This window comes from Streptomyces antibioticus (assembly GCF_002019855.1).
Lineage (GTDB): Bacteria > Actinomycetota > Actinomycetes > Streptomycetales > Streptomycetaceae > Streptomyces > Streptomyces antibioticus_B.
The window spans coordinates 4,357,227-4,376,049 of record NZ_CM007717.1 but is presented as its reverse complement, the minus strand read 5'-3'; the positions used below and the strand labels follow the sequence as shown (position 1 = coordinate 4,376,049).

Genomic DNA, 18,823 nt, shown 5'->3' with positions numbered 1-18,823 from the left:
CTATGCGGCGGTGGCCACCTTCAGGGATTCCACGACTCGGACCAGCGGGGCCAGTTCGGGATTGCGGGCGGCCTCGTCGAGGGCCTCGCGCAGCGCCGCGTCATTGGTCGGCCGGGCCGCGTCGAGCAACTCCAGTCCGGCCGCGGTGACGTTGGTGTAGATACCGCGCCGGTCGGTCGGGCAGAGGTAGCGCTCCAGCAGGCCGCGGTCCTCCAGGCGGGTCACCAGCCGGGTGGTCGCGCTCTGGCTGAGGACGACCGCGTCGGCGACCTGCTTCATCTGGAGATGGCCGCCCTCGCCGTCGTGCTGCCGGCTGAGCACGTCGAGCAGGGAGTACTCGCGCACGCTCAGGTCGTGCCGGGACTGGAGCGCGCGCTCGATGTGGGCCTCGATCCTCCCGTGCAGCAGAGCGAGGGCGGACCAGCCCTGGGCGAGGGCGGTGAGCGCGGGGTCCGTGGCAGTCATGGGTTCCTCCGTCCCGGAGCGGCTGACATCCAGGATAGAGCAGCCGCGCAATAGTCGTCAGTTGCATATAGCCCGCGTCTGCAACTATTGTGAACGCACGCAAAGCGCTCCTGCAATCGTCTGGGAAGGTGTACCACCCCATGCCTCTCGCGCTTCTGGCCCTCGCGATCGGGGCCTTCGGAATCGGCACCACGGAATTCGTGATCATGGGCTTGCTGCCCGAGGTCGCGGGCGACTTCGGGGTCTCCATCCCCACGGCCGGCTTCCTGGTGACCGGCTACGCGCTCGGCGTGATGTTCGGCGCCCCGCTGATGACCGTCCTCGGCACCAAGATCTCCCGCAAGCGGATGCTGATGCTGCTCATGGGCCTGTTCATCATCGGCAACCTGCTCTCCGCCGTCGCCCCCGTCTTCGCCGTGATGCTGATCGGCCGCGTGGTCGCCTCGCTCGCCCACGGCGCCTTCTTCGGCATCGGCTCCGTCGTCGCGGCGGACCTGGTCGCTCCGGACAAGAAGGCCGGCGCCATCGCGATGATGTTCACCGGTCTCACCGTCGCCAACGTCGTCGGCGTCCCGCTCGGCACGCTCGTCGGGCAGAGCGCCGGCTGGCGGGTCACCTTCGCCGTCGTCGCCGCCCTGGGCGTCGTGGGCCTGGTCGGCATCGCCAAGCTGGTCCCCGAGCTGCCCCGCGCCGAGGGCGTGCGCCTGCGGCACGAACTCGCCGCCTTCAAGAACGCCCAGGTCCTGCTCGCCATGGCGATGACCGTCCTCGGCTTCGGCGGAGTCTTCGCCGCCATCACCTACATCGCGCCGATGATGACCCATGTGGCCGGCTTCGCGGACGGCTCCGTCACCTGGCTGCTGGTGCTCTTCGGGCTCGGCATGGTCGGCGGCAACCTCATCGGCGGCAAGTACGCCGACCGCGCCCTGATGCCCCTGCTGTACGTCTCCCTGGGCGCCCTTGCCCTCGTCCTGGCGCTCTTCACCCTCACCGCGCACCACAAGGTCCTCGCGGCCGTCACGATCGCCCTGATCGGCGCCCTGGGCTTCGCCACCGTCCCGCCGCTCCAGAAGCGCGTCCTCGACCAGGCGCACGGCGCCCCGACGCTCGCCTCGGCCGTCAACATCGGCGCCTTCAACCTCGGCAACGCCCTGTCCGCCTGGCTCGGCGGCCTCGTCATCGCCGCCGGCCTCGGCTACACCGCCCCCAACTGGGTCGGCGCCGCCCTCGCCGCCGCGGCCCTCGTCCTGGCCTTCGTCTCGGCCGCACTGGAACGCCGCGCCGACAGCCCCAGCGTCAACGCCCCCGGCGCCGTCGTCACCGGCGCGACGCCCACCGAGCACCGGACGGCCGTCTCCCACTGACAACCGCCCGCTCATCGTCCCGACGCCCCATCGGCAACCACCACAGCACCACAAGGAGAAACACCCCCATGAGCACCACCACCGCCGTCGCTCCCCTGACCATCCAGGACGCCGAGGCCCTCGTCACCGCCGCCCGGCAGGCCGCCGAGGCCGCCGGGGTCACGGTCAGCGTCACCGTCCTGGACGCGGGCGGCCATCTGCTGGCCTTCCGACGGGACGACCGCGCCGTACTGATCTCCGGTGAGACGAGCACCCGCAAGGCGTACACCGCGCTCCAGCTCAACGCCCCGACCGCCGACCTCGTCGATGCCGTACAGCCCGGCGGACCGTTCCACACCCTGCCCACCGCGCTCGACCGGCCGCTGCTGTTCATCGCGGGCGGGGTGCCGGTCCACCGCGACGGCCGTCTGATCGGCGCCCTCGGGATCGGGGGCGGCGCTCCGGAGCAGGACCACGCCTTCGCCACGGCGGCTCTGGAGACGCTCGTCTGAGACCGCGGACGCACGACGCCGGTTCCCCTGGACCCAGGGGAACCGGCGTCGCCGTGAAGGATCCGCTCAGCCTGCCGCCACCGTCAGCGGAGCGAAGCGCCGACGCCAGTCACCGGGCAGCTCGGCGATGCCGTACGTCATCACGGCGTTGAAGGCGACCGACTCCAGACCCCGTTCCTTCACCCAGGCCAGCAGTTCCTCGTGGCGCACGTCGATGTCGGTCCGCAGGGGCCGGTCGGTGTGCGCGGCCAGCGAGGCCAGCAGGGCCTTCGCGGTCTCCGTGTCCCGGGCGATCAGCGGGCCCACGACATGGGTGTCCATGTTCGGCCAGGCGGCCGCGTAGCCGATGATCCGGCCGTCGGCCTCGGCGACGCGCACCTGGTCCGCGAAGGCGGGCAGCCGGGTGAGCACATGGGTGCGGTCGGCGCCGAACACCTCCTCGTCGAGCCGGAGGAGCGTGGGGAGATCCTCGGCCGTGGCCGCCCGGGTGGCGATCTTCGACGCGGTGTCCTCGGGGCGGAAGCGGCCGCGGACCATCTCGGCGCGGCCGGTGGACTTGAAGCCCAGCTCCTCGTACAGCGGACGCCCGTTGGGGGTCGCGTGCAGGGTCAGCGGGGTGGTGCCCATGTCGGCGATCACCCGCCGCATCAGCTCTCGTCCGATGCCCTTCCGGGCGTGCCGCTCGGCGACCAGCACCATGCCGATCGCTCCGAGGGCCGGGTTGCCGTACGGGCCGTACTCCGTGACCACGCATGCGGTGATCAAGCCCCCGTCGGGGTCGTCGACGCCGTACCCCTTCCCGGCCGAGAGCAGGAGGCTCCACTTGTGTTCCTCGCGTGGCCACCCCCGATCCTCGGACAAGTCGGCGCAGGCGGTGAGGTCGCTGTGCGTCAGACGGCGGATGGGCAGAGCGCTGGGAGAAGGAGTCGGCACGCAGGCCAGGCTGTCCGACTCGGGGCCTCGGCGTCCACCTGATTCCCCTGAGACGTACGTGCTTTTGGCCATGCCGTCGGCCAGCGCACCCCGCGCAGGCGAAGCAGCCTGTTTCACGTGAAACATCGCTAGCCTCGGCCCATGGCGAGACTTCATCTCTTCGACCTCGACGGCACCTTGCTGCACGGAACGTCCGCGCCGCTCGAGATCTCCCGCCAACTCGGGCTGCTGGCCGAGACCATGGCGCTGGAGCAGGCGATCTCCGCGGGACGCATCGGACCGCCGGAGTATGCGACGCAGGTACACGCCCTGTGGACGCGGCTCACCGAGGAGCATGTCGTGGCGGCGTTCGAGGGGGCACCCTGGCTGGCGCGGATTCGCGAGGTCTGGACGGAGATCAGCGACCGGGGGGAGTACTGCGCTGTCGTCTCCCTCTCGCCGTCCTTCTTCGTGGAGAGACTCCTCGGCTGGGGTGCGCACGCGGCCTATGGATCACGGTTTCCCGCGATCCCCTTCACGGAGCCCGTGGACCCGGCCGGGGTGCTCAGCGCGCAGGCGAAGGTGGTGATCGCCGACCGGCTGTGCGCGGAGTTCGGAGTGACACGCGACGACTGTGTCGCCTACGGCGACTCGCTCTCCGACAAGGATCTGTTCGCGGCGGTACCGGTGTCGGTCGCGGTCAACGCGGACCGTCATCTGGCCGGCATCGCCACCCACTCCTACGCAGGCATGGATCTGTGGGACGCCTACGCATTGGTGCGCCCCGCCCTGTAGTTGAGAGGAGAGTCCGCGAAGCGGCTCAGCCCAGATCGGGTGCGTGCATCGCGCGGACGCCCTCGATGTTGCCGTCCAGGTAGTGCCGCAGGGAGAGCGGGACGAGATGGACGGAGGCGATCCCGACCCGGGTGAACGGCACGCGGACGATCTCGTACTCGCCCGCGGGCTCGTCGATCTCGGGGCCGTGGCGCAGGCCGGGGTCCATGGACTCCAGTCGGCAGACGAAGAAGTGCTGCACCTTCACACCGGTGGTGGCGGCGTCCTCGCCGATGTGCTCGACGGTGTCGACGAAGCAGGGCACGACATCGGTGACCTTGGCGCCGAGTTCCTCGTGCACCTCGCGATGCAGGGCGTCCACGACGGTGGCGTCGTCGGGTTCGACCCCGCCGCCGGGCGTGAGCCAGTACGGATCCACACCGGGCTTGGTGCGCTTGATCAGGATCAGGTCGTCGCCGTCCAGCAGAACGGCACGGGCGGTGCGCTTGACCACGGGTCGGACGGTCATGGGAGAAATGTGGCCCGGTTGGTTCCACGTGAAACATCGCGAAACGTCACTGGCCGAACCTGCTCCGTGATCTCCTCCCAACTGCCCGTCCGTTCCCGCTTCTCGGCCGTACGCGACCGTCCGTTCAGCACCACTCGGTGGCCGCGCCCAGCAGCCGGTCGTGGGCCCGGGCGACATGCGGCATCGCCAGGGTGCCGGCGCGCACCACCAGGACGTAGGTCCGCAGTGGTGGCACCGCGGGCTCGTGCGGGGCGACAACCTCCCCGCGTTCCAGCGCGGCGGCGCAGAGATAGCGGGGCAGAACCGCCAGGCCCGCCCCCGCGATCGCGCAGGCGAGGACCGCGCGCAGATCGGGGACGACGACCGTGCCCGAGGCGGCCGGCCGGGAGTCGAAGACGGCCGCCCAGTACCGGGAGACCAGCGGCAGCGACTCGTGCACCTCCACCACCGGAAGATCCTCCAGCGCGGCGGCGCCGTCGCGACGCAGTCTCCCGGCGTCGATCCGGTCGGCCCAGTGGGGTGCGGCGACCAGGACATGTTCCTCGTCGCAGAGCGGGGTGGCGGTGAGCAGCGCGCCGCGCGGCCGGGCGGTGCTGATGGCGAGGTCGTGGTGTCCGGCGGCCAGTCCTTCCAAGACCTCCTCGGCGGTTCCGAAGGAGGCCCGCAGGGTCAGCCCCTGGCCGTCGTCGCCGCACAGTTCGGTGAGGGCGGGCAGGGCGCGCTCGGCGGTGAACTCCGGTGGTCCTGCCAGATGCAGGGTCCGGAGCGAGGAGTCGTCGTCGAGTCCGGTCTCGGCGATCTCCACCAGGGCGTCGAGATGCGGTGCCGCCTTGTGGGCGAGTTCGTCGCCCATGGTCGTGGGGGTCACTCCGCGAGGCCGGCGCAGGAAGAGCGGGCGTCCCAGTTGCCGTTCGAGGGTGCGGATCTGGGAGGTGACGGCCGGCTGGGACAGACCCAGCAGTGCGGCGGCGCGGGTGAAGGAGCCGGCCCGGTGCACGGTCACGAAGGTGCGCAGCAAGGCCAGATCCATGAATCGTCCCCACCTCTCCGCCCTGGTACGCGGCTCCCGGGCAGCCCCAACTATAAATAAGTCGATAGGTCGCTGCCGCTACTGTGATTGGACACCGACACAGAGTCAACTAGCCTTGTTCGCGCGGTTCTTCGCGCGCGGAACCGAGGACGGTCCGAGCCACGAGGGGGGAGGCTCGGACCGTCCGTTGTGCGTAGAGGGACGTAGAGGGACACCGCACGGGCGGCCGTAAGCCGGTCATCGCGCCGATTCCTTCAGCGCGCGCAGCACATCCGCCACCAGGTCCTCCGGGTCCTCCGCCCCCACCGACAGCCGGATGAAGCCCTCCGGCACGGCGTCACCGCCCCAGCGCCCGCGCCGCTCGGCCGTGGAACGCACCCCTCCGAAGCTCGTCGCGTCGTCCACGAGCCGCAGCTCCGCCAGGAAACGCTCGGCACGCGCGCGCGTGGGCAGCGTGAACGACACCACGCAGCCGTAGCGCCGCATCTGCCGCGAGGCGACCTGGTACGAGGGGTCGCCGGGCAGTCCTGGATACCGCAGCCCGCTCACCTCGGGACAGGCCCGCAGCGCCTCGGCGACGGCCAGCGCGGTGGCGCTCTGCCGCTCGACGCGCAGATGCAGCGTGGCGATCGACCGGTGCGCCAGCCACGCCTCCATGGGCCCCGGGATCGCCCCCACGATCTTGCGCCAGCGCCGTACGGCGGTCATGGCCTCGCCGGTCCGTCCGCTGACGTAGCCGAGCAGGACGTCGCCGTGACCCGTGAGCTGTTTGGTGCCGCTGGCCACCGAGAAGTCGGCGCCGAGTTCCAGCGGGCGCTGCCCGAGCGGGGTCGCGAGCGTGTTGTCCACGGCCACGAGAGCGCCCCGCGCGTGTGCCGCCTCGACGAGCCGCCGGATGTCGCACACGTCGAGCCCCGGGTTCGACGGCGACTCGATCCACAGCAGCCGGGCGCCTTCGAGGGCGTCCAGTTGGGCGTCGCCCGCGGTCGGCGCGGTCCGCACCTCGATGCCGTACGCCTCCAACTGCGCGCGCACCAAGGGGAAGACCTGGTAGCCGTCGCCGGGCAGGACGACGGTGTCGCCGGAGCGCAGCAGGGAGAAGAGCACGGACGAGATCGCGGCCATCCCGGAGGCGAACGCCAGCGTCTCGACGTCCTCCTGCCCGGGGGCCTCCAACTCGCCCAGGGCCCGCTCCAGGTGGGTCCAGGTCGGGTTCTCGTCGCGGCCGTAGGTGTACGGGCCGGTGGGCTCGCCCGGCAGATGGAAGTGGGCGGCGAACACCGGTCCCGGCAGGGTCGGCTCGTACTTGACCGGCTCGGGCAGTCCCGCGCGCACCACGCGCGTGCCGTCACCGGTGCTCTCGGGCCGCGGTGTGTCCCGGCCGTCCGCGGCGGGTCCGCTCATGTCGTGCGTCCTTCCAGTTCTTCACGTACCGCGGCGAGCAGTCCGGCGCCGGCCCGCTCCACCATCTCCAGGCACTCCTCGAAGCCGTCCCGGCCCCCGTAGTAGGGGTCGGGTACGTCGAGGTCGTCGCCCGCGCCCGGGTCGTAGGACCGCAGCAGCCGTACCTTCGCGGCGTCCCGCGGCGAGGGCGCGAGGCGGCGCAGGGCCTTGAGGTGTCCGGTGTCGAGGGCGATCACCAGGTCCCGGCGGGCGAACCAGGACGGCTCGAACACCCGGGCCGCGTGGGCGAGGACGTAGCCGTGCTCCCCGAGGACGGAGAGCGTGCGGGGGTCGGCGTCCTCGCCCTCGTGCCAGCCGCCCGTGCCCGCGCTGTCGACCTCGACCACCGACTCCAGCCCGGCGTCCGCCACCCGCGCGCGGAAGACCGACTCGGCCATCGGCGAGCGGCAGATGTTGCCGGTGCAGACGAAGCAGACGCGGTAGGTCATCGTGGGATTCAGTCCTCGTCCGGCAGCACGACGTTGAGGGCCCAGGAGACGACGGAGATGATCAGGCCGCCGACGACCGCGGTCCAGAACCCGTCGACATGGAAGGCCACGTCGAACACATCGGCCAGCCACGACGTCAACAGCAGCATCAACGCGTTGACCACCAGGGTGATCAGGCCGAGCGTGAGGATGAACAGCGGGAAGGTCAGCACCTTCACGATCGGCTTGACCAGGAAGTTCACCAGGCCGAAGAGCAGGGCCACGACTATGAGGGTGCCGGCCTTCTTGGCCGTGCTGTCACCGGACAGGGTGATGCCGGAGACCACCCAGACGGCGACCGCCAGAGCGCCCGCGTTGGCGATCGTCTTGACTACGAAATTCTTCATGTGTCTGATCGTGGCAGAGAGATCGGCAACGAGCACCGGGCGAGGGCGGACAAACTCGATGAAGGCATTCCGGTTGGATGAACTGGAGGCGGAGCGGGCCGCCAACGACGGCGCCTACCTCCAGTTCCTGCGGGAGCGGAACATGTCGGTCGGGCTGTACGCGCTCGACGCCGGCGCCGCCGATCCACAGAAACCGCACAGCCAGGACGAGGTGTACTTCGTGGTGAGCGGGCGGGCCTCCCTCACCGTGGGCATGGAGACGACCGAGGTGGCACGCGGGAGTGTGGTCTATGTCCCGGCCGGAGTCGCCCACAAGTTCCACCACATCAGTGAGGATCTGAGGGTCATGGTGGTGTTCTCTCCGCCCGAGGCGTGACGCCGGGTCTCGGGGTTCCCTAGGGGATCGTTCAGGGGAGGACAAGGGGCGCGAGGCGTCCGCCGGGGCCCCTCGCGGATCTAGCATCGACCGCAGGACATGAAAATGCGGATCCGGGCCGTCATCGGCGCCGGACCACCGAAGGAGGAGGACAAGGGCGATGCGTGAGATCTTCGCGGGACTGCCGTGGTGGGTGAAGTGGGTGGCGGTGCCGGTCATCGCCCTCGTCGTGTTCGGCGGTCTGATAGCCAGCATCGTCGGCTTCGTGATCGCCCTGCTCTTCAAGCTGCTGATCTTCGTCGCCCTGGTCGGCGGCCTGATCTACGTCGTACGGAAGTTCATGTCGAGTTCCTCCTCGCGCGGGGACTGGTGAGCGGTGGCCGAGACCGGTGATCGGTAACGGGAATCACCGGTTCCCTCGGCCGGGGGAAGTTTCCCTCGCAGCCCGGCTGCGAGCGGTGGCAGGCGGTTAAAGTCCGGAGTTCGACGCGGGGGCCACGACCCCCGCGAGCGGCGTACCTCCCCTCCCGTGTTCCCCGCACGGGCCGCCCCCCTCGCGCCTTCGGAAGTGACCCTTGGCCATGGTTGACACCGCATCAGTGGCACCGCAGGCACCCCCCACCCGCCCTCGCTCCACCACACCCCCGCTCCAGCGCCCACCCCGCACCACGGCACCCCGGGCCACGGTCCCCGAGCAACCGCACCCGACGGTCACCCTGATCGGCTCCGTGCAGCGCGCCATGCGGCTGCTGGAGTCCGTCGCCGAACATCACGGCGGCGCCCCGGCCAAACAACTGGCCCGGGAGACGGGGCTCGCCCTGCCCACCGCCTACCACCTGCTGCGCACCCTGGTGCACGAGGGATATCTGCGCCGCGACAGGGGACTCTTCTTCCTCGGCGAGGCGGCCGAGCGGCTGGCCGGCAGCGGAGCGGCGCAGAAACGTCGCAGCACGGTCGCCGACACCCTTGCCCAGTGGCGCGATTCGATCGGTGCCCCCGTGTACTACGCCCGCTACCGGGAGGGCGAGGTCGAGGTCATGTACGTCGCCGACACCCCCAGCAATCCGGCGGTCGAGGAATGGGCGGACTTCCGCGAGACCGGCCACGCCCACGCCATCGGCCAGTGCCTGCTCTCCCAGGTGGACGAACCGGCCCGCCGCGAACACCTGGCCCGCTACCCGGTTCAGTCGATCACGCCGTACACGGTGCGTGACGACACCAGCCTTCTGCGACGGCTGGAAAGGACGCGACGGATGGAACCGGTCGTCGAACGACAGGAGTACGCACTGGGGACGGTGTGCGCCGCGATCCCGATCACGGTGGGCACCACGGCGGCGACACTGGCCATTTCCCTGCCCGCCCGCCATGCCGACCGTTTGCTTCCGGCGGCCCGACAGCTTCAGAGCGAGATCGCGCGCAAGTTGGGGTCAATCGCGATCTCTATCAGTATCTGAAAACTCACTCCTTGTGATCTGTCGTGTACGTTCAGCAAGATACCCGCAGTGTCAGGGGTTGATTCCCGGCCAGTCGATGGCAGATGACGGCAGATGACGGGGTAGGGCGATGCGCGAGTCCGTACAGGCGGTACAGGCAGAGGTCATGATGAGCTTCCTCGTGTCCGAGGAACTCTCGTTCCGCATCCCGGTGGAGCTGAGCTACAAGGCCCACGATCCCTATGCCGTACGGCTCACCTTCCACCTTCCCGGTGATGCCCCGGTGACCTGGGCGTTCGGCCGTGAGCTGCTCATCGACGGGGTGGGCAGGGCGTGCGGCGAGGGGGATGTGCGGGTCTCGCCGGTCGATCCCGATGTGCTGGGCGAGGTGCTGATCCGGCTTCAGGTCGGCGGCGACCAGGCGCTGTTCCGTTCCTCGGCGGCACCGCTGGTGGCGTTCCTCGACCGCACGGACAAGCTGGTCCCGCTGGGCCAGGAGGGTGCGCTCGCCGACTTCGACGCGCATCTGGACGAGGCGCTGGACCGGATCCTGGCGGAGGAGCAGAGCGCGGGCTGAGACGCGGGCGCCGAGGGGAGGCGGAACGCTTCGCCATGGGGTGGGGTTGAGAAGGAACGCTTCTGCGGGGTGGGGCGATGGGTGGGGGCGGAGTGGGTGGGGTGGGCTTGGTGGGGAGCAGGACTTTGAGCTTGAGTCAGGGGTGGGGGGCGTCAGACTGAAGCGCGAGGCGCACGAGGGGGCCGGGGTTTCCGGTGCTCGTGCGCCCGGCGTTTCAGCGCTTGCGGCGCCTGCCTCTTCCGCTGCCGGTGCTGCGGGGCGGAGTCTGGGGCTGTGTCGGGGTCTGGGACTGCTTGGCCTGGGCCGCGCCGGCCGTTCCGGGGTCCGGGCGATCGGCCGCCACCACGAGCGCGGCGAGGGCCGTGGTGACCGGCACGGACGCGACCAGGCCGATCGAGCCCACCAGCGTGCGCACGATCTCCTCCGCCACCAACTCGCTGTTGGCGACCGTGCCGACGCTGCTCTGCGCGATCGAGAACAGCAGCAGGAGCGGCAGCGCGGCGCCGGCGTAGGCGAGGACGAGGGTGTTGACCACGGACGCGATGTGGTCGCGGCCGATGCGGATGCCGGCCCGGTACAGTCCGCGCCAGCCCATCGCGGGGTTGGCCTCGTGCAGCTCCCAGACCGCCGAGGTCTGGGTGACCGTGACGTCGTCGAGCACACCGAGCGAGCCGATGATGATGCCCGCGAGCAGCAGACCGCTCATGTCGATCGACGGGTACAGGCCGTGGATCAGCCCGGTGTTGTCGTCCGTGTTGCCGGTGAGCCCCGCCCAGTCGATGAAGACCGAGCCCAGAACACCGATCAGCAGCAGCGAGATCAGCGTGCCGAGCACGGCGACAGACGTGCGTGCCGATAGCCCGTGACACAGATACAGGGCGATCAGCATGATCGCGCTGGATCCCACCACCGCCACGACCAGCGGGTTCGACCCCTCCAGGATCGCCGGCAGGATGAAGAAGTTCAGGATGAGGAAGCTGATCGCGAGCGCCACCAGGGCCATGACGCCTCGCAGTCGGCCCACGAGTACGACGGCGACCGCGAAGATCAGCGCGAGCACCGCCAGCGGCACCCGGCGGTTCACATCGGTCACCGAGTACTGGAGGTCCCGCGGCGCCGAGGGCTCGTAGGCGACGATGACCTGCTCGCCCTCGTGCAACTGCCGTGACTGGTCCGGCTGGACGATCTCGGTGAACGTACGGCCCTTGTCCTTGCCGGTGTCCACACGGATCGTGGCCTTCTTGCACGTCCCGTTCGCCTGCTGCACGGCCGAGGAGCCCTCGGCGGTGGAGGTGTCACCGGTCGGTGTACCGCCCGAGGCGTTCACCGACGAGCAGCTCACGCTCACGACCTGGGTGACCGTGGCGTGCTGGGTCTGCCGGTCGAAGCCGACACCGGTGCGCTCGTGCGCCGGGGCGCCGCCCGGCCACAGCAGTGCGAGACCGACGAGCACCGCCCCGGCGAAGGGGATCAGGATCGCCCCGATGACCTTGCGCAGGTGCTTGGAGACGGGGGCGGCGGGGCCGTGGCTGTGGCTGTGCGAGTGGCCGTGGCCGCCGCCGGAACCGTGGCCGTTGCCGGGGCCATGTCCGCCACCGTGACCGCCTCCGTGGCCGTCATGACCGCTGTCGTGGCCGTGTCCGCTGTCGGATTCGTCGGTGGGGCCGTCGTCGGGGTCGTGGCTGTGGTCGTAGCCGTGTCCGTGCTCGTGCTCGTGCTCGTGCCCGTGCCCCTGGTCGGGTTCGGGGCCGTGGCCCTGCCGGTGGTCGAAGCCCCGTTGTCCGTAGGGGGCGCCGGGGGCGGGGCCAGACCTCGGGCCGGGGCGGTCGTAGCCGTAGCCGCTCCCTGGGCCGGGAGCGGGACCCTGGGGCTGCCCCTGCCCGGATGGCGGCCCACCGGGCCGCTGCCCGTGCCCTTGGCCCTGTCCTTGCCCCTGGCCCGGCCCTTGTCCCCGCCTTTGACCGGGCCCCTGCGCAGGCCCCTGCCCTTCAGGATTGCGCCGAGGACCTCCGAGATCCGGCCGCTGGTGCGCAGGCACGGGTCGTTGGGCGCCAGTGCTCGGTCCCGGTCCACCAGAACCAGGCCCGCGCCCCTGCCCCGCCGGTGCGCCGCCGCCGTACCCCGGCCCGGGCCTCGGCCCCAGCCCGCCACGGTCGAACCCACCACCGGGCTCGCCCCCGTGGCTGAAATCGCGGTCGTCTCCAGCGGCACGGCCCGGGCCGTTGCCGGGGCCGCCGCCGGTGCCGGGCCTGCGCGGTGGCTCGGGTGAGTACGGGGGCTGGGGTGTCGAGGTCACCGACCGATCATCGCAAGAACGAAAGGGGCCCTCTGTTCACCGCGCCCGAATTGACGCTAGCGTGGAGCCACCTTTGCACACGCGGGAGCTCGGAGCACCGGGCTGAGAGGGCGCTGACCTCCGTCTTCGCGATGTTTCACGTGGAACGTCACTTCGCTGAGTGATGTTTCACATGAAACATCGGTGAACGGTAGCCGCTGCGTCGACCGCCGAACCTGTTACCGGGTAATGCCGGCGTAGGGAGTAGGTCTCATGACCAACAAGGACGTACGCACGCCTGCCTTGACGCAGAACGCGGCCGGCGGAGACGCGGCCGATGTGAGCGGCGAAGAGGCCGGGAAGTCCATCGGCTGGCACAAGGGATACGTCGAGGGCACTCGCCCTGATCTGCGTGTGCCGGTCCGTCAGGTGCATCTCACGAACGGGCAGTCGGTCACGCTGTACGACACCTCCGGCCCGTACACCGATCCGCTCGTCGACACGGACGTCCGCAGGGGCCTGGCGCCGCTGCGTGAGAACTGGATCATCGCTCGCGGTGACACCGAGGAGTACGCGGGCCGCCCCGTCCGTCCCGAGGACGACGGCATCAAGCACACCTCTCCGCGCGGTGGACTGCGCAACCTGGACGCGGTGTTCCCGGGGCGCCCGCGGCTGCCGCGTCGCGGCCTGGACGGCAACGCGGTGACCCAGCTCGCGTATGCCCGTCGTGGGGAGATCACGCCCGAGATGGAGTACGTGGCCATCCGGGAGAACGTTTCTCCCGAGGTCGTGCGCGAGGAGATCGCGGCGGGCCGTGCGGTGCTGCCGGCCAACGTCAACCACCCGGAGATCGAGCCGATGATCATCGGCAAGCGGTTCCTGGTGAAGGTCAACGCCAACATCGGCAACTCGGCCGTGACGTCCTCCATCGAGGAGGAGGTCGAGAAGATGACCTGGGCGACGCGCTGGGGCGCCGACACGGTCATGGACCTGTCCACCGGCCGCAACATCCACACCACGCGGGAGTGGGTGCTGCGCAACTCCCCCGTCCCGATCGGCACGGTGCCGCTGTACCAGGCGCTGGAGAAGGTCGACGGCAGGGCCGAGGAACTGACCTGGGAGATCTACAAGGACACGGTCGTCGAGCAGGCCGAGCAGGGCGTGGACTACATGACCGTCCACGCGGGCGTCCGTCTCGCGTATGTGCCGCTCACCGCGAACCGCAAGACCGGCATCGTCTCGCGCGGCGGTTCGATCATGGCGGCCTGGTGCCTCGCACACCACAAGGAGTCGTTCCTGTACGAGCACTTCGAGGAACTCTGCGAGATCCTCGCCGCCTACGACGTCACCTACTCGTTGGGCGACGGTCTGCGGCCGGGCTCGATCGCGGACGCCAACGACGAGGCCCAGTTCGCGGAGTTGCGCACCCTCGGGGAACTCAACACGATCGCCAAGCGTTTCAACGTACAGACCATGATCGAGGGCCCGGGACATGTCCCGATGCACAAGATCAAGGAGAACATCGACCTTCAGCAGGAGATCTGCGATGAAGCTCCGTTCTATACGCTCGGCCCGCTGACGACGGACGTCGCCCCGGCCTACGACCACATCACCTCCGGTATCGGCGCCGCGATGATCGCCTGGTGGGGCACGGCGATGCTCTGCTACGTCACGCCCAAGGAACACCTGGGCCTGCCCAACCGGGATGACGTCAAGACCGGCGTCATCACCTACAAGATCGCCGCCCACGCGGCCGACCTCGCCAAGGGCCACCCCGGTGCGCAGGAGTGGGACGACGCCCTGTCCGACGCCCGCTTCGAGTTTCGGTGGGAGGACCAGTTCAACCTCGCCCTGGACCCGGACACGGCCCGTGAGTTCCATGACGAGACCCTCCCGGCGGAACCGGCCAAGACGGCCCACTTCTGCTCGATGTGCGGCCCGAAGTTCTGCTCGATGAAGATCTCCCAGGACATCCGCCGTGAACACGGCGGCACCCGTGCGGAGGTCGAGGAGGGGATGGCCCAGAAGTCCGCGGAGTTCGCCGCGGCGGGCAACCGGGTCTACCTCCCGTTGGCGGACTGACGGTCGTCGGTTCGCTGCCTGCTCTCGGGAGGTGGAGCGACACCTCCCGAGAGCAGCGCAGTGCTGGGACGGAAGCGGCTTGTGTGAGGTGGTTGCCCGGGGCTGTCGGGTCGGCAGACTGGGGGTATGACAGCGGGAGCCATGAGCAAGGGTGCCAATCTGCCGGTCGACGCGGCTGTGGTGCGGGCGGAACTCAGTTGGGCCGTGAAGGGGGGTGGGCCGGACGTCGACGCGTCCGCGCTGCTGCTCACCGAGGCCGGGCGCGTGCGTGACGACGGGGACTTCGTCTTCTACAACCAGCCGCGGCACACCTCCGGGGCCGTGACCCATCTCGGCAAACAGGACGTCGGCGGGGTCATGACCGACACCGTCCAGGTGGACCTGGGAGCGCTGGAGAGCGGTATCGCGCGGGTGGTGCTGGGAGCTTCGGCCGACGGTGGCACCTTCGGGCAGGTGGACGGGCTGACGCTTCGGCTTCTCGACGCGGGCGGTCAGGGCGAGTTGGCCCGCTTCGAGATGCAGGCGGACTCGGAGACGGCGTTCATCGGCGGCGAGCTGTATCTGCGGCAGGGGCGCTGGAAGTTCCGCGCGGTCGGCCAGGGGTACGCGTCCGGACTCGCCGGGCTGGCCACGGACTTCGGGATCAGCGTGGACGAGGAGCCGTCCGCCGCGGCTGCCACGCCATCAGTCACGGCCACCTATGCGCCTCCCGTCCCCCAGACTCCGCCCGTGCCGAACACTCCAACCGTCCCGAACACTCCACCCGTCCCTCCAGCGCCGTCGCCCTCCGGGCCCCGCCCCCGTCTCACCAAGGGCGAGGAACAGCTCCCCGTCGACATGCGCAAGCGGCTGTCGTTGCGCAAGGAGCAGGTCGCCGTAAGTCTCAGCAAGCGAGGCGCGGCGGGGGTGACCGCGCGGGTCATCCTCGTGCTGGACGCGTCCGGCTCGATGTCGTTCCTGTACTCGGGCGGCGTGGTCGCGGACGTCGTGGAGCGCATGGCGGCCGTGGCGGCGCAGCTCGATGACGACGGGGAGATGCAGGCGTGGACGTTCGCCAGCAATGCCGCCCGTCTCCCGGACCTGCGGCTGGGCGAGCTGCCCGAGTGGCTGCGTCTGCATGTGCGCGTGGGCGAGATCAGCCTGTTCCGGCGGAGCAAGAAGCCGCGGAAGGGGCTGGAACCCGGGCAGGTCGACATGCGCGCGGTCGGTATCCAGAACGAGGAGCAGAAGGCGATCGCCGAGGTCAGGGCGTATGTGCGGGAGACGCCCGCGCCGGTACCGACCCTGGTGCTGTTCTTCTCCGACGGCGGGGTCTACCGCGACGCGGCGATCGAGCGGGAGCTGCGAGAGGCGGTCGAGGAGCCGATTTTCTGGCAGTTCGTGGGCCTCGGCCGCTCCAACTACGGCGTCCTGGAACGCTTCGACCGGCTGCCCGGCCGTCGCGTCGACAACGTGGGCTTCTTCGCGGTCGACGACATCAGGACCGTACCGGACCAGGAGTTGTACGACCGGCTGCTGTCCGAGTTCCCGTCCTGGATCACCGCCGCCGGCCGGGCGGGAATCCTCTGATCCTTTGATCCCCCCACCTGAGCCCTGAAGCCCCACGCACTCGGCTTGCGCGCCCCGCGTCCGGGGGTTCCCGGGGGGGCGCAAGCCGGGTGCCTATTCCGGCTGGTGTTCCGGGCCGCCGAAGTCCGGGCTGGTGTAGTCCGGGCTGCTGAAGCTCGGGCGCGGTCCCGCCGCCCGGCCGTCGTCGGGGCTGCTGAACCCCGGCCGGTCGTAGCCGATCTTCGGCAGGCGGCCGGTCGGGGCCGGTGGGGCCGGGTCGGGGTGGAGGAGGGCCGTCGTACCGGGGTTGGCGAGGGCCTCGCGGAGGAACGGGACGATGCCGCGTTCCAGGACGGCTTCTCGCCAGGCGTCCTTGGCCCGGGCGACCTCCTCGCTCAGCTCCCCGTACGGTCCCGCCGTGAGGGAGGGCTGGTTGCGCAGGGCGGTGAGCAGCAGTCCGACGGTGGCGACGAGGATCGCTGCCGCGGCCACCGCCCCGAACGCCCAGCCGACGTTGAGCATGGCCTGGGCGACCGTCTGCTCGGGGGCGATCACCTTGAGGAGGTATCCGACGAGCAGGAAGATCACCGCGGCGGTTCCGGCGAGGACGGGTGTGAGGACGGCGGCGATCGCGACGGCCCCCGCGCCGGCGGCCTCGGCGGCCTGGGCGGCGTCCCCCATGGTGGTGGCGAGGCCCATCGCGCCCGTGGCCGGTTCCGGGGAGCTGGACTCGTGCGAGGACGACGCGGGCGGTGCCGGATGGCGCAGTTCCTCGCGGACCTTGACGTAGTGCTGGTACTCGGTCGCCGCGGCCGCCGTGATGAGCGCGGAGGCGTTGAGTGCCATGGTGCGTAGCTGTTCGGTGTTGAGCCGCTGTCCCACAGCGGCCAGTTCCGGGTGGTGTGGGGCGGAGCGCAGCGCCTCGTCGAGGATCCGCTCGTACTCCTGGCGGTCCTCGCTGAGCAGGTGCTGCGGAACGCTGTTCATGTGCATCCCCCGATGCTCCGTAGGGCTTGGGGCTCGCATGCCAACGAGCCGTCGGGCAGAAACGGAGGGGAGCCTGCTACGGATAGTCCGATGGTAGAGCGGCGACGGCCCGGGGTGACAGGGGGTTTGCCGAAATTGGCCGTCGGCCCGTGCCGGTCGGCACCGGCCCGGAGTCGTCCTCGACCAGTGCGGCGCCGGGGCGGGCGAGGCCCCGGCGACGTCGGGATATGCCGCCGGAACGCTCAGCTTTCCAGGGGCAGTTGCTGGACCAGCAGTTTCCCGGCCATCGTGACGCCGCCGTCCATGGCGATGGCCAGGCCGTCGGCGTAGACGTGCGGTCCTTCGACCACCGGGTCGCGGTGTTCCTCGCCGTCCTCGGAGCCGACTTCGCCCAGCAGGTAGGGAATCGGGCTGTGGCCGTGAACGATGCGGGTGCCGCCGTACGTATCGAGCAGGGAACGGACGGCGTTTGCACCCCCCTCGTCGCGGAAGGAGAACCGCTTGGTGAACTTGCGGAACAGGTCCCACACCTCGTCCGCGTCGTTGCGCGTGATCGTCTCGCGCACGGTGTCGTTGACCGCCTCGATCGAGTCGCCGTAGTCGAGGTAGGCGGTCGTGTCGGAGTGCACGAGGAGATGTCCGTCGACCTCCTCGACGGCGTCGAGGCGGGCCATCCACTGCAGGTGGTGGTCCTGGAGGCGGTCCATGTCGTACTTCTGGCCGCCGTTGAGCAGCCAGGCCGCCTGGAAGGTGGCGGTGCCGGCCCCGGAGTTGACGGGGGTGTCGCCGAAGCGCTTGGCGCCGAGCAGGAGCAGTTCGTGGTTGCCCATGAGCGCCTTGCAGTAGCCGCCGGACGCGGCGGCCTCGGCGGACAGGCGCATCACGAGGTCGATGACGCCGATGCCGTCCGGACCGCGGTCGGTGAAGTCGCCGAGGAACCAGAGCCTGGCGGTGCCGGCGCACCAGTGTCCGGCGGCGTCGATGAGGCCCTTCTCGCGGAGCGCGGCGATCAGCTCTTCGAGGTAGCCGTGCACGTCGCCGACGACGAACAGCGGGCCCGGTCCTGTCGAGGGCACGGGCGCCGGGGCCGGGGCGGTCGCGGGGTCGACGGTCACCTGGAGCGTGTCACCCCGGTTGATGACGGGCAGATCGCGCTGCGTCGGGGTGTAGCCGGCCGGCGGGTCCAGCGGGTCGTGGACGGGCGGCGCGGCGTTGCCGGGGGGCGTGCCCTGGGCGTACGGACCGGTCTCGTGGACATACGCGGGCACCCGGAAGTCGCGCAACGTCGCCGTCCGCTCCACCTCGGGTCCCTGACCGGCCCCCTGAGTCATCAGACCCCTCCACCATCGCGCCGCATCTGCACCTTCGGGCCGCCTGGTCGCAGCAGCCGGCGGTGCCGTGGGCCCATCATAGGAATGCGGATCGTGCCGTGTGATGACCCAGGGGTCATGAATCGGAGCAAGGCCCCAGTTCATCGCGGCTTTCGCCCCGATTGGGCCGGGCTTCGTCAGCGGTCGATCTACGACGGAGTACGACCCCGGGGCTCCCCAAGAGGTCCCCGGGCGGGGCGAGTCGAGTGCGCCGGGGGCGCCCGGGAGGGTGCGGGCGCCTCGGGGGAGCCCCTGAGAGACGCGGATAGACCCGGAGAAGCCGGGGGTCGCCCGGACGCGGAGAAGCACAGGGGCGCCTGCCCGCTGAGCCG

General features: G+C 70.4%; 19 protein-coding genes. 9 read left to right on the top strand and 10 right to left on the bottom strand.

Annotated elements, in window-relative coordinates; genetic code table 11:
- A complete protein-coding gene (locus AFM16_RS19725; protein WP_030794959.1) occupies positions 1-465 on the bottom strand; it encodes a MarR family winged helix-turn-helix transcriptional regulator in 465 nt (154 codons plus the stop codon).
- A 140-nt stretch (positions 466-605) separates the two neighbouring features.
- Here AFM16_RS19725 and AFM16_RS19720 point away from each other — a divergent pair, with 140 nt between their 5' ends.
- On the top strand, positions 606-1,829 hold the full coding sequence (locus AFM16_RS19720) for an MFS transporter (RefSeq protein ID WP_078634121.1): 1,224 nt from the start codon (positions 606-608) through the stop codon (positions 1,827-1,829).
- 68 nt (positions 1,830-1,897) lie between these two features.
- Positions 1,898-2,320 (top strand): GlcG/HbpS family heme-binding protein, encoded by a 423-nt coding sequence (locus AFM16_RS19715; protein ID WP_030794953.1) that lies wholly within the window; start codon positions 1,898-1,900, stop codon positions 2,318-2,320.
- 66 nt (positions 2,321-2,386) lie between these two features.
- Here the strand turns inward: AFM16_RS19715 and AFM16_RS19710 are convergent, their stop codons facing one another.
- Positions 2,387-3,253 carry a GNAT family N-acetyltransferase gene (locus AFM16_RS19710; RefSeq protein ID WP_078634120.1) on the bottom strand — a complete coding sequence of 289 codons (867 nt, stop codon included), beginning with the start codon at positions 3,251-3,253 and terminating at the stop codon, positions 2,387-2,389.
- Positions 3,254-3,394: 141 nt separating this feature from the next.
- Between AFM16_RS19710 and AFM16_RS19705 the strand changes: the two genes are divergently transcribed.
- Positions 3,395-4,027: an HAD family hydrolase gene (locus AFM16_RS19705; protein ID WP_078634119.1), complete on the top strand. Its 633-nt coding sequence runs from the start codon at positions 3,395-3,397 to the stop codon at positions 4,025-4,027.
- 25 nt (positions 4,028-4,052) lie between these two features.
- Here the strand turns inward: AFM16_RS19705 and AFM16_RS19700 are convergent, their stop codons facing one another.
- The 5 genes from AFM16_RS19700 to AFM16_RS19680 all read right to left on the bottom strand — a co-directional run bounded on the left by AFM16_RS19700 (position 4,053) and on the right by AFM16_RS19680 (position 7,843).
- On the bottom strand, positions 4,053-4,535 hold the full coding sequence (locus tag AFM16_RS19700) for an NUDIX domain-containing protein (protein WP_030794944.1): 483 nt from the start codon (positions 4,533-4,535) through the stop codon (positions 4,053-4,055).
- Between the two features lie 124 nt (positions 4,536-4,659).
- Positions 4,660-5,565, bottom strand: coding sequence for a LysR family transcriptional regulator (locus AFM16_RS19695; protein WP_078634118.1), 906 nt, complete (start codon positions 5,563-5,565; stop codon positions 4,660-4,662).
- A 237-nt stretch (positions 5,566-5,802) separates the two neighbouring features.
- Positions 5,803-6,969, bottom strand: a complete 1,167-nt coding sequence (locus AFM16_RS19690) for a cystathionine gamma-lyase (protein ID WP_078634117.1) — start codon at positions 6,967-6,969, stop codon at positions 5,803-5,805.
- Complete coding sequence (locus tag AFM16_RS19685) at positions 6,966-7,457, bottom strand: low molecular weight protein-tyrosine-phosphatase (RefSeq protein WP_078634116.1); 492 nt, start codon at positions 7,455-7,457, stop codon at positions 6,966-6,968. Before AFM16_RS19685 ends, AFM16_RS19690 begins: the two co-directional genes overlap by 4 nt.
- An 8-nt stretch (positions 7,458-7,465) precedes the next feature.
- Positions 7,466-7,843, bottom strand: a complete 378-nt coding sequence (locus AFM16_RS19680; protein ID WP_078634115.1) for a phage holin family protein — start codon at positions 7,841-7,843, stop codon at positions 7,466-7,468.
- Positions 7,844-7,901: 58 nt separating this feature from the next.
- Here AFM16_RS19680 and AFM16_RS19675 point away from each other — a divergent pair, with 58 nt between their 5' ends.
- The 4 genes from AFM16_RS19675 (at position 7,902) to AFM16_RS19660 (ending at position 10,229) form a co-directional block, all read left to right on the top strand.
- On the top strand, positions 7,902-8,219 hold the full coding sequence (locus AFM16_RS19675) for a cupin domain-containing protein (RefSeq protein ID WP_078634114.1): 318 nt from the start codon (positions 7,902-7,904) through the stop codon (positions 8,217-8,219).
- 160 nt (positions 8,220-8,379) lie between these two features.
- Positions 8,380-8,592 carry a DUF5326 family protein gene (locus AFM16_RS19670; protein WP_030794929.1) on the top strand — a complete coding sequence of 71 codons (213 nt, stop codon included), beginning with the start codon at positions 8,380-8,382 and terminating at the stop codon, positions 8,590-8,592.
- 208 nt (positions 8,593-8,800) lie between these two features.
- On the top strand, positions 8,801-9,673 hold the full coding sequence (locus tag AFM16_RS19665) for an IclR family transcriptional regulator (RefSeq protein WP_078634113.1): 873 nt from the start codon (positions 8,801-8,803) through the stop codon (positions 9,671-9,673).
- A gap of 109 nt (positions 9,674-9,782) precedes the next feature.
- Positions 9,783-10,229, top strand: coding sequence for an SsgA family sporulation/cell division regulator (locus AFM16_RS19660; protein ID WP_030794924.1), 447 nt, complete (start codon positions 9,783-9,785; stop codon positions 10,227-10,229).
- Positions 10,230-10,443: 214 nt separating this feature from the next.
- On the opposite strand, the gene AFM16_RS19655 is transcribed toward AFM16_RS19660, so the two are convergent.
- The gene (locus AFM16_RS19655; RefSeq protein ID WP_078634112.1) at positions 10,444-12,267 is read right to left on the bottom strand and encodes a YibE/F family protein; all 1,824 of its coding nucleotides are present in this window, start codon (positions 12,265-12,267) and stop codon (positions 10,444-10,446) included.
- A gap of 510 nt (positions 12,268-12,777) precedes the next feature.
- Between AFM16_RS19655 and thiC the strand changes: the two genes are divergently transcribed.
- Together thiC and AFM16_RS19645 are read left to right on the top strand one after the other, a co-directional pair.
- Entirely contained in the window at positions 12,778-14,586 is a 1,809-nt protein-coding gene (gene thiC, locus AFM16_RS19650) for a phosphomethylpyrimidine synthase ThiC (RefSeq protein ID WP_078634111.1), read from the top strand.
- A 126-nt stretch (positions 14,587-14,712) separates the two neighbouring features.
- Complete coding sequence (locus AFM16_RS19645) at positions 14,713-16,155, top strand: VWA domain-containing protein (RefSeq protein ID WP_078634110.1); 1,443 nt, start codon at positions 14,713-14,715, stop codon at positions 16,153-16,155.
- Positions 16,156-16,248: 93 nt separating this feature from the next.
- Here the strand turns inward: AFM16_RS19645 and AFM16_RS19640 are convergent, their stop codons facing one another.
- Both AFM16_RS19640 and AFM16_RS19635 read right to left on the bottom strand, forming a co-directional pair.
- Positions 16,249-17,127, bottom strand: coding sequence for a hypothetical protein (locus AFM16_RS19640; protein WP_078634109.1), 879 nt, complete (start codon positions 17,125-17,127; stop codon positions 16,249-16,251).
- A 236-nt stretch (positions 17,128-17,363) separates the two neighbouring features.
- A complete protein-coding gene (locus AFM16_RS19635; protein WP_078634108.1) occupies positions 17,364-18,452 on the bottom strand; it encodes a metallophosphoesterase in 1,089 nt (362 codons plus the stop codon).
- Between the last annotated feature and the right edge of the window lie 371 nt (positions 18,453-18,823).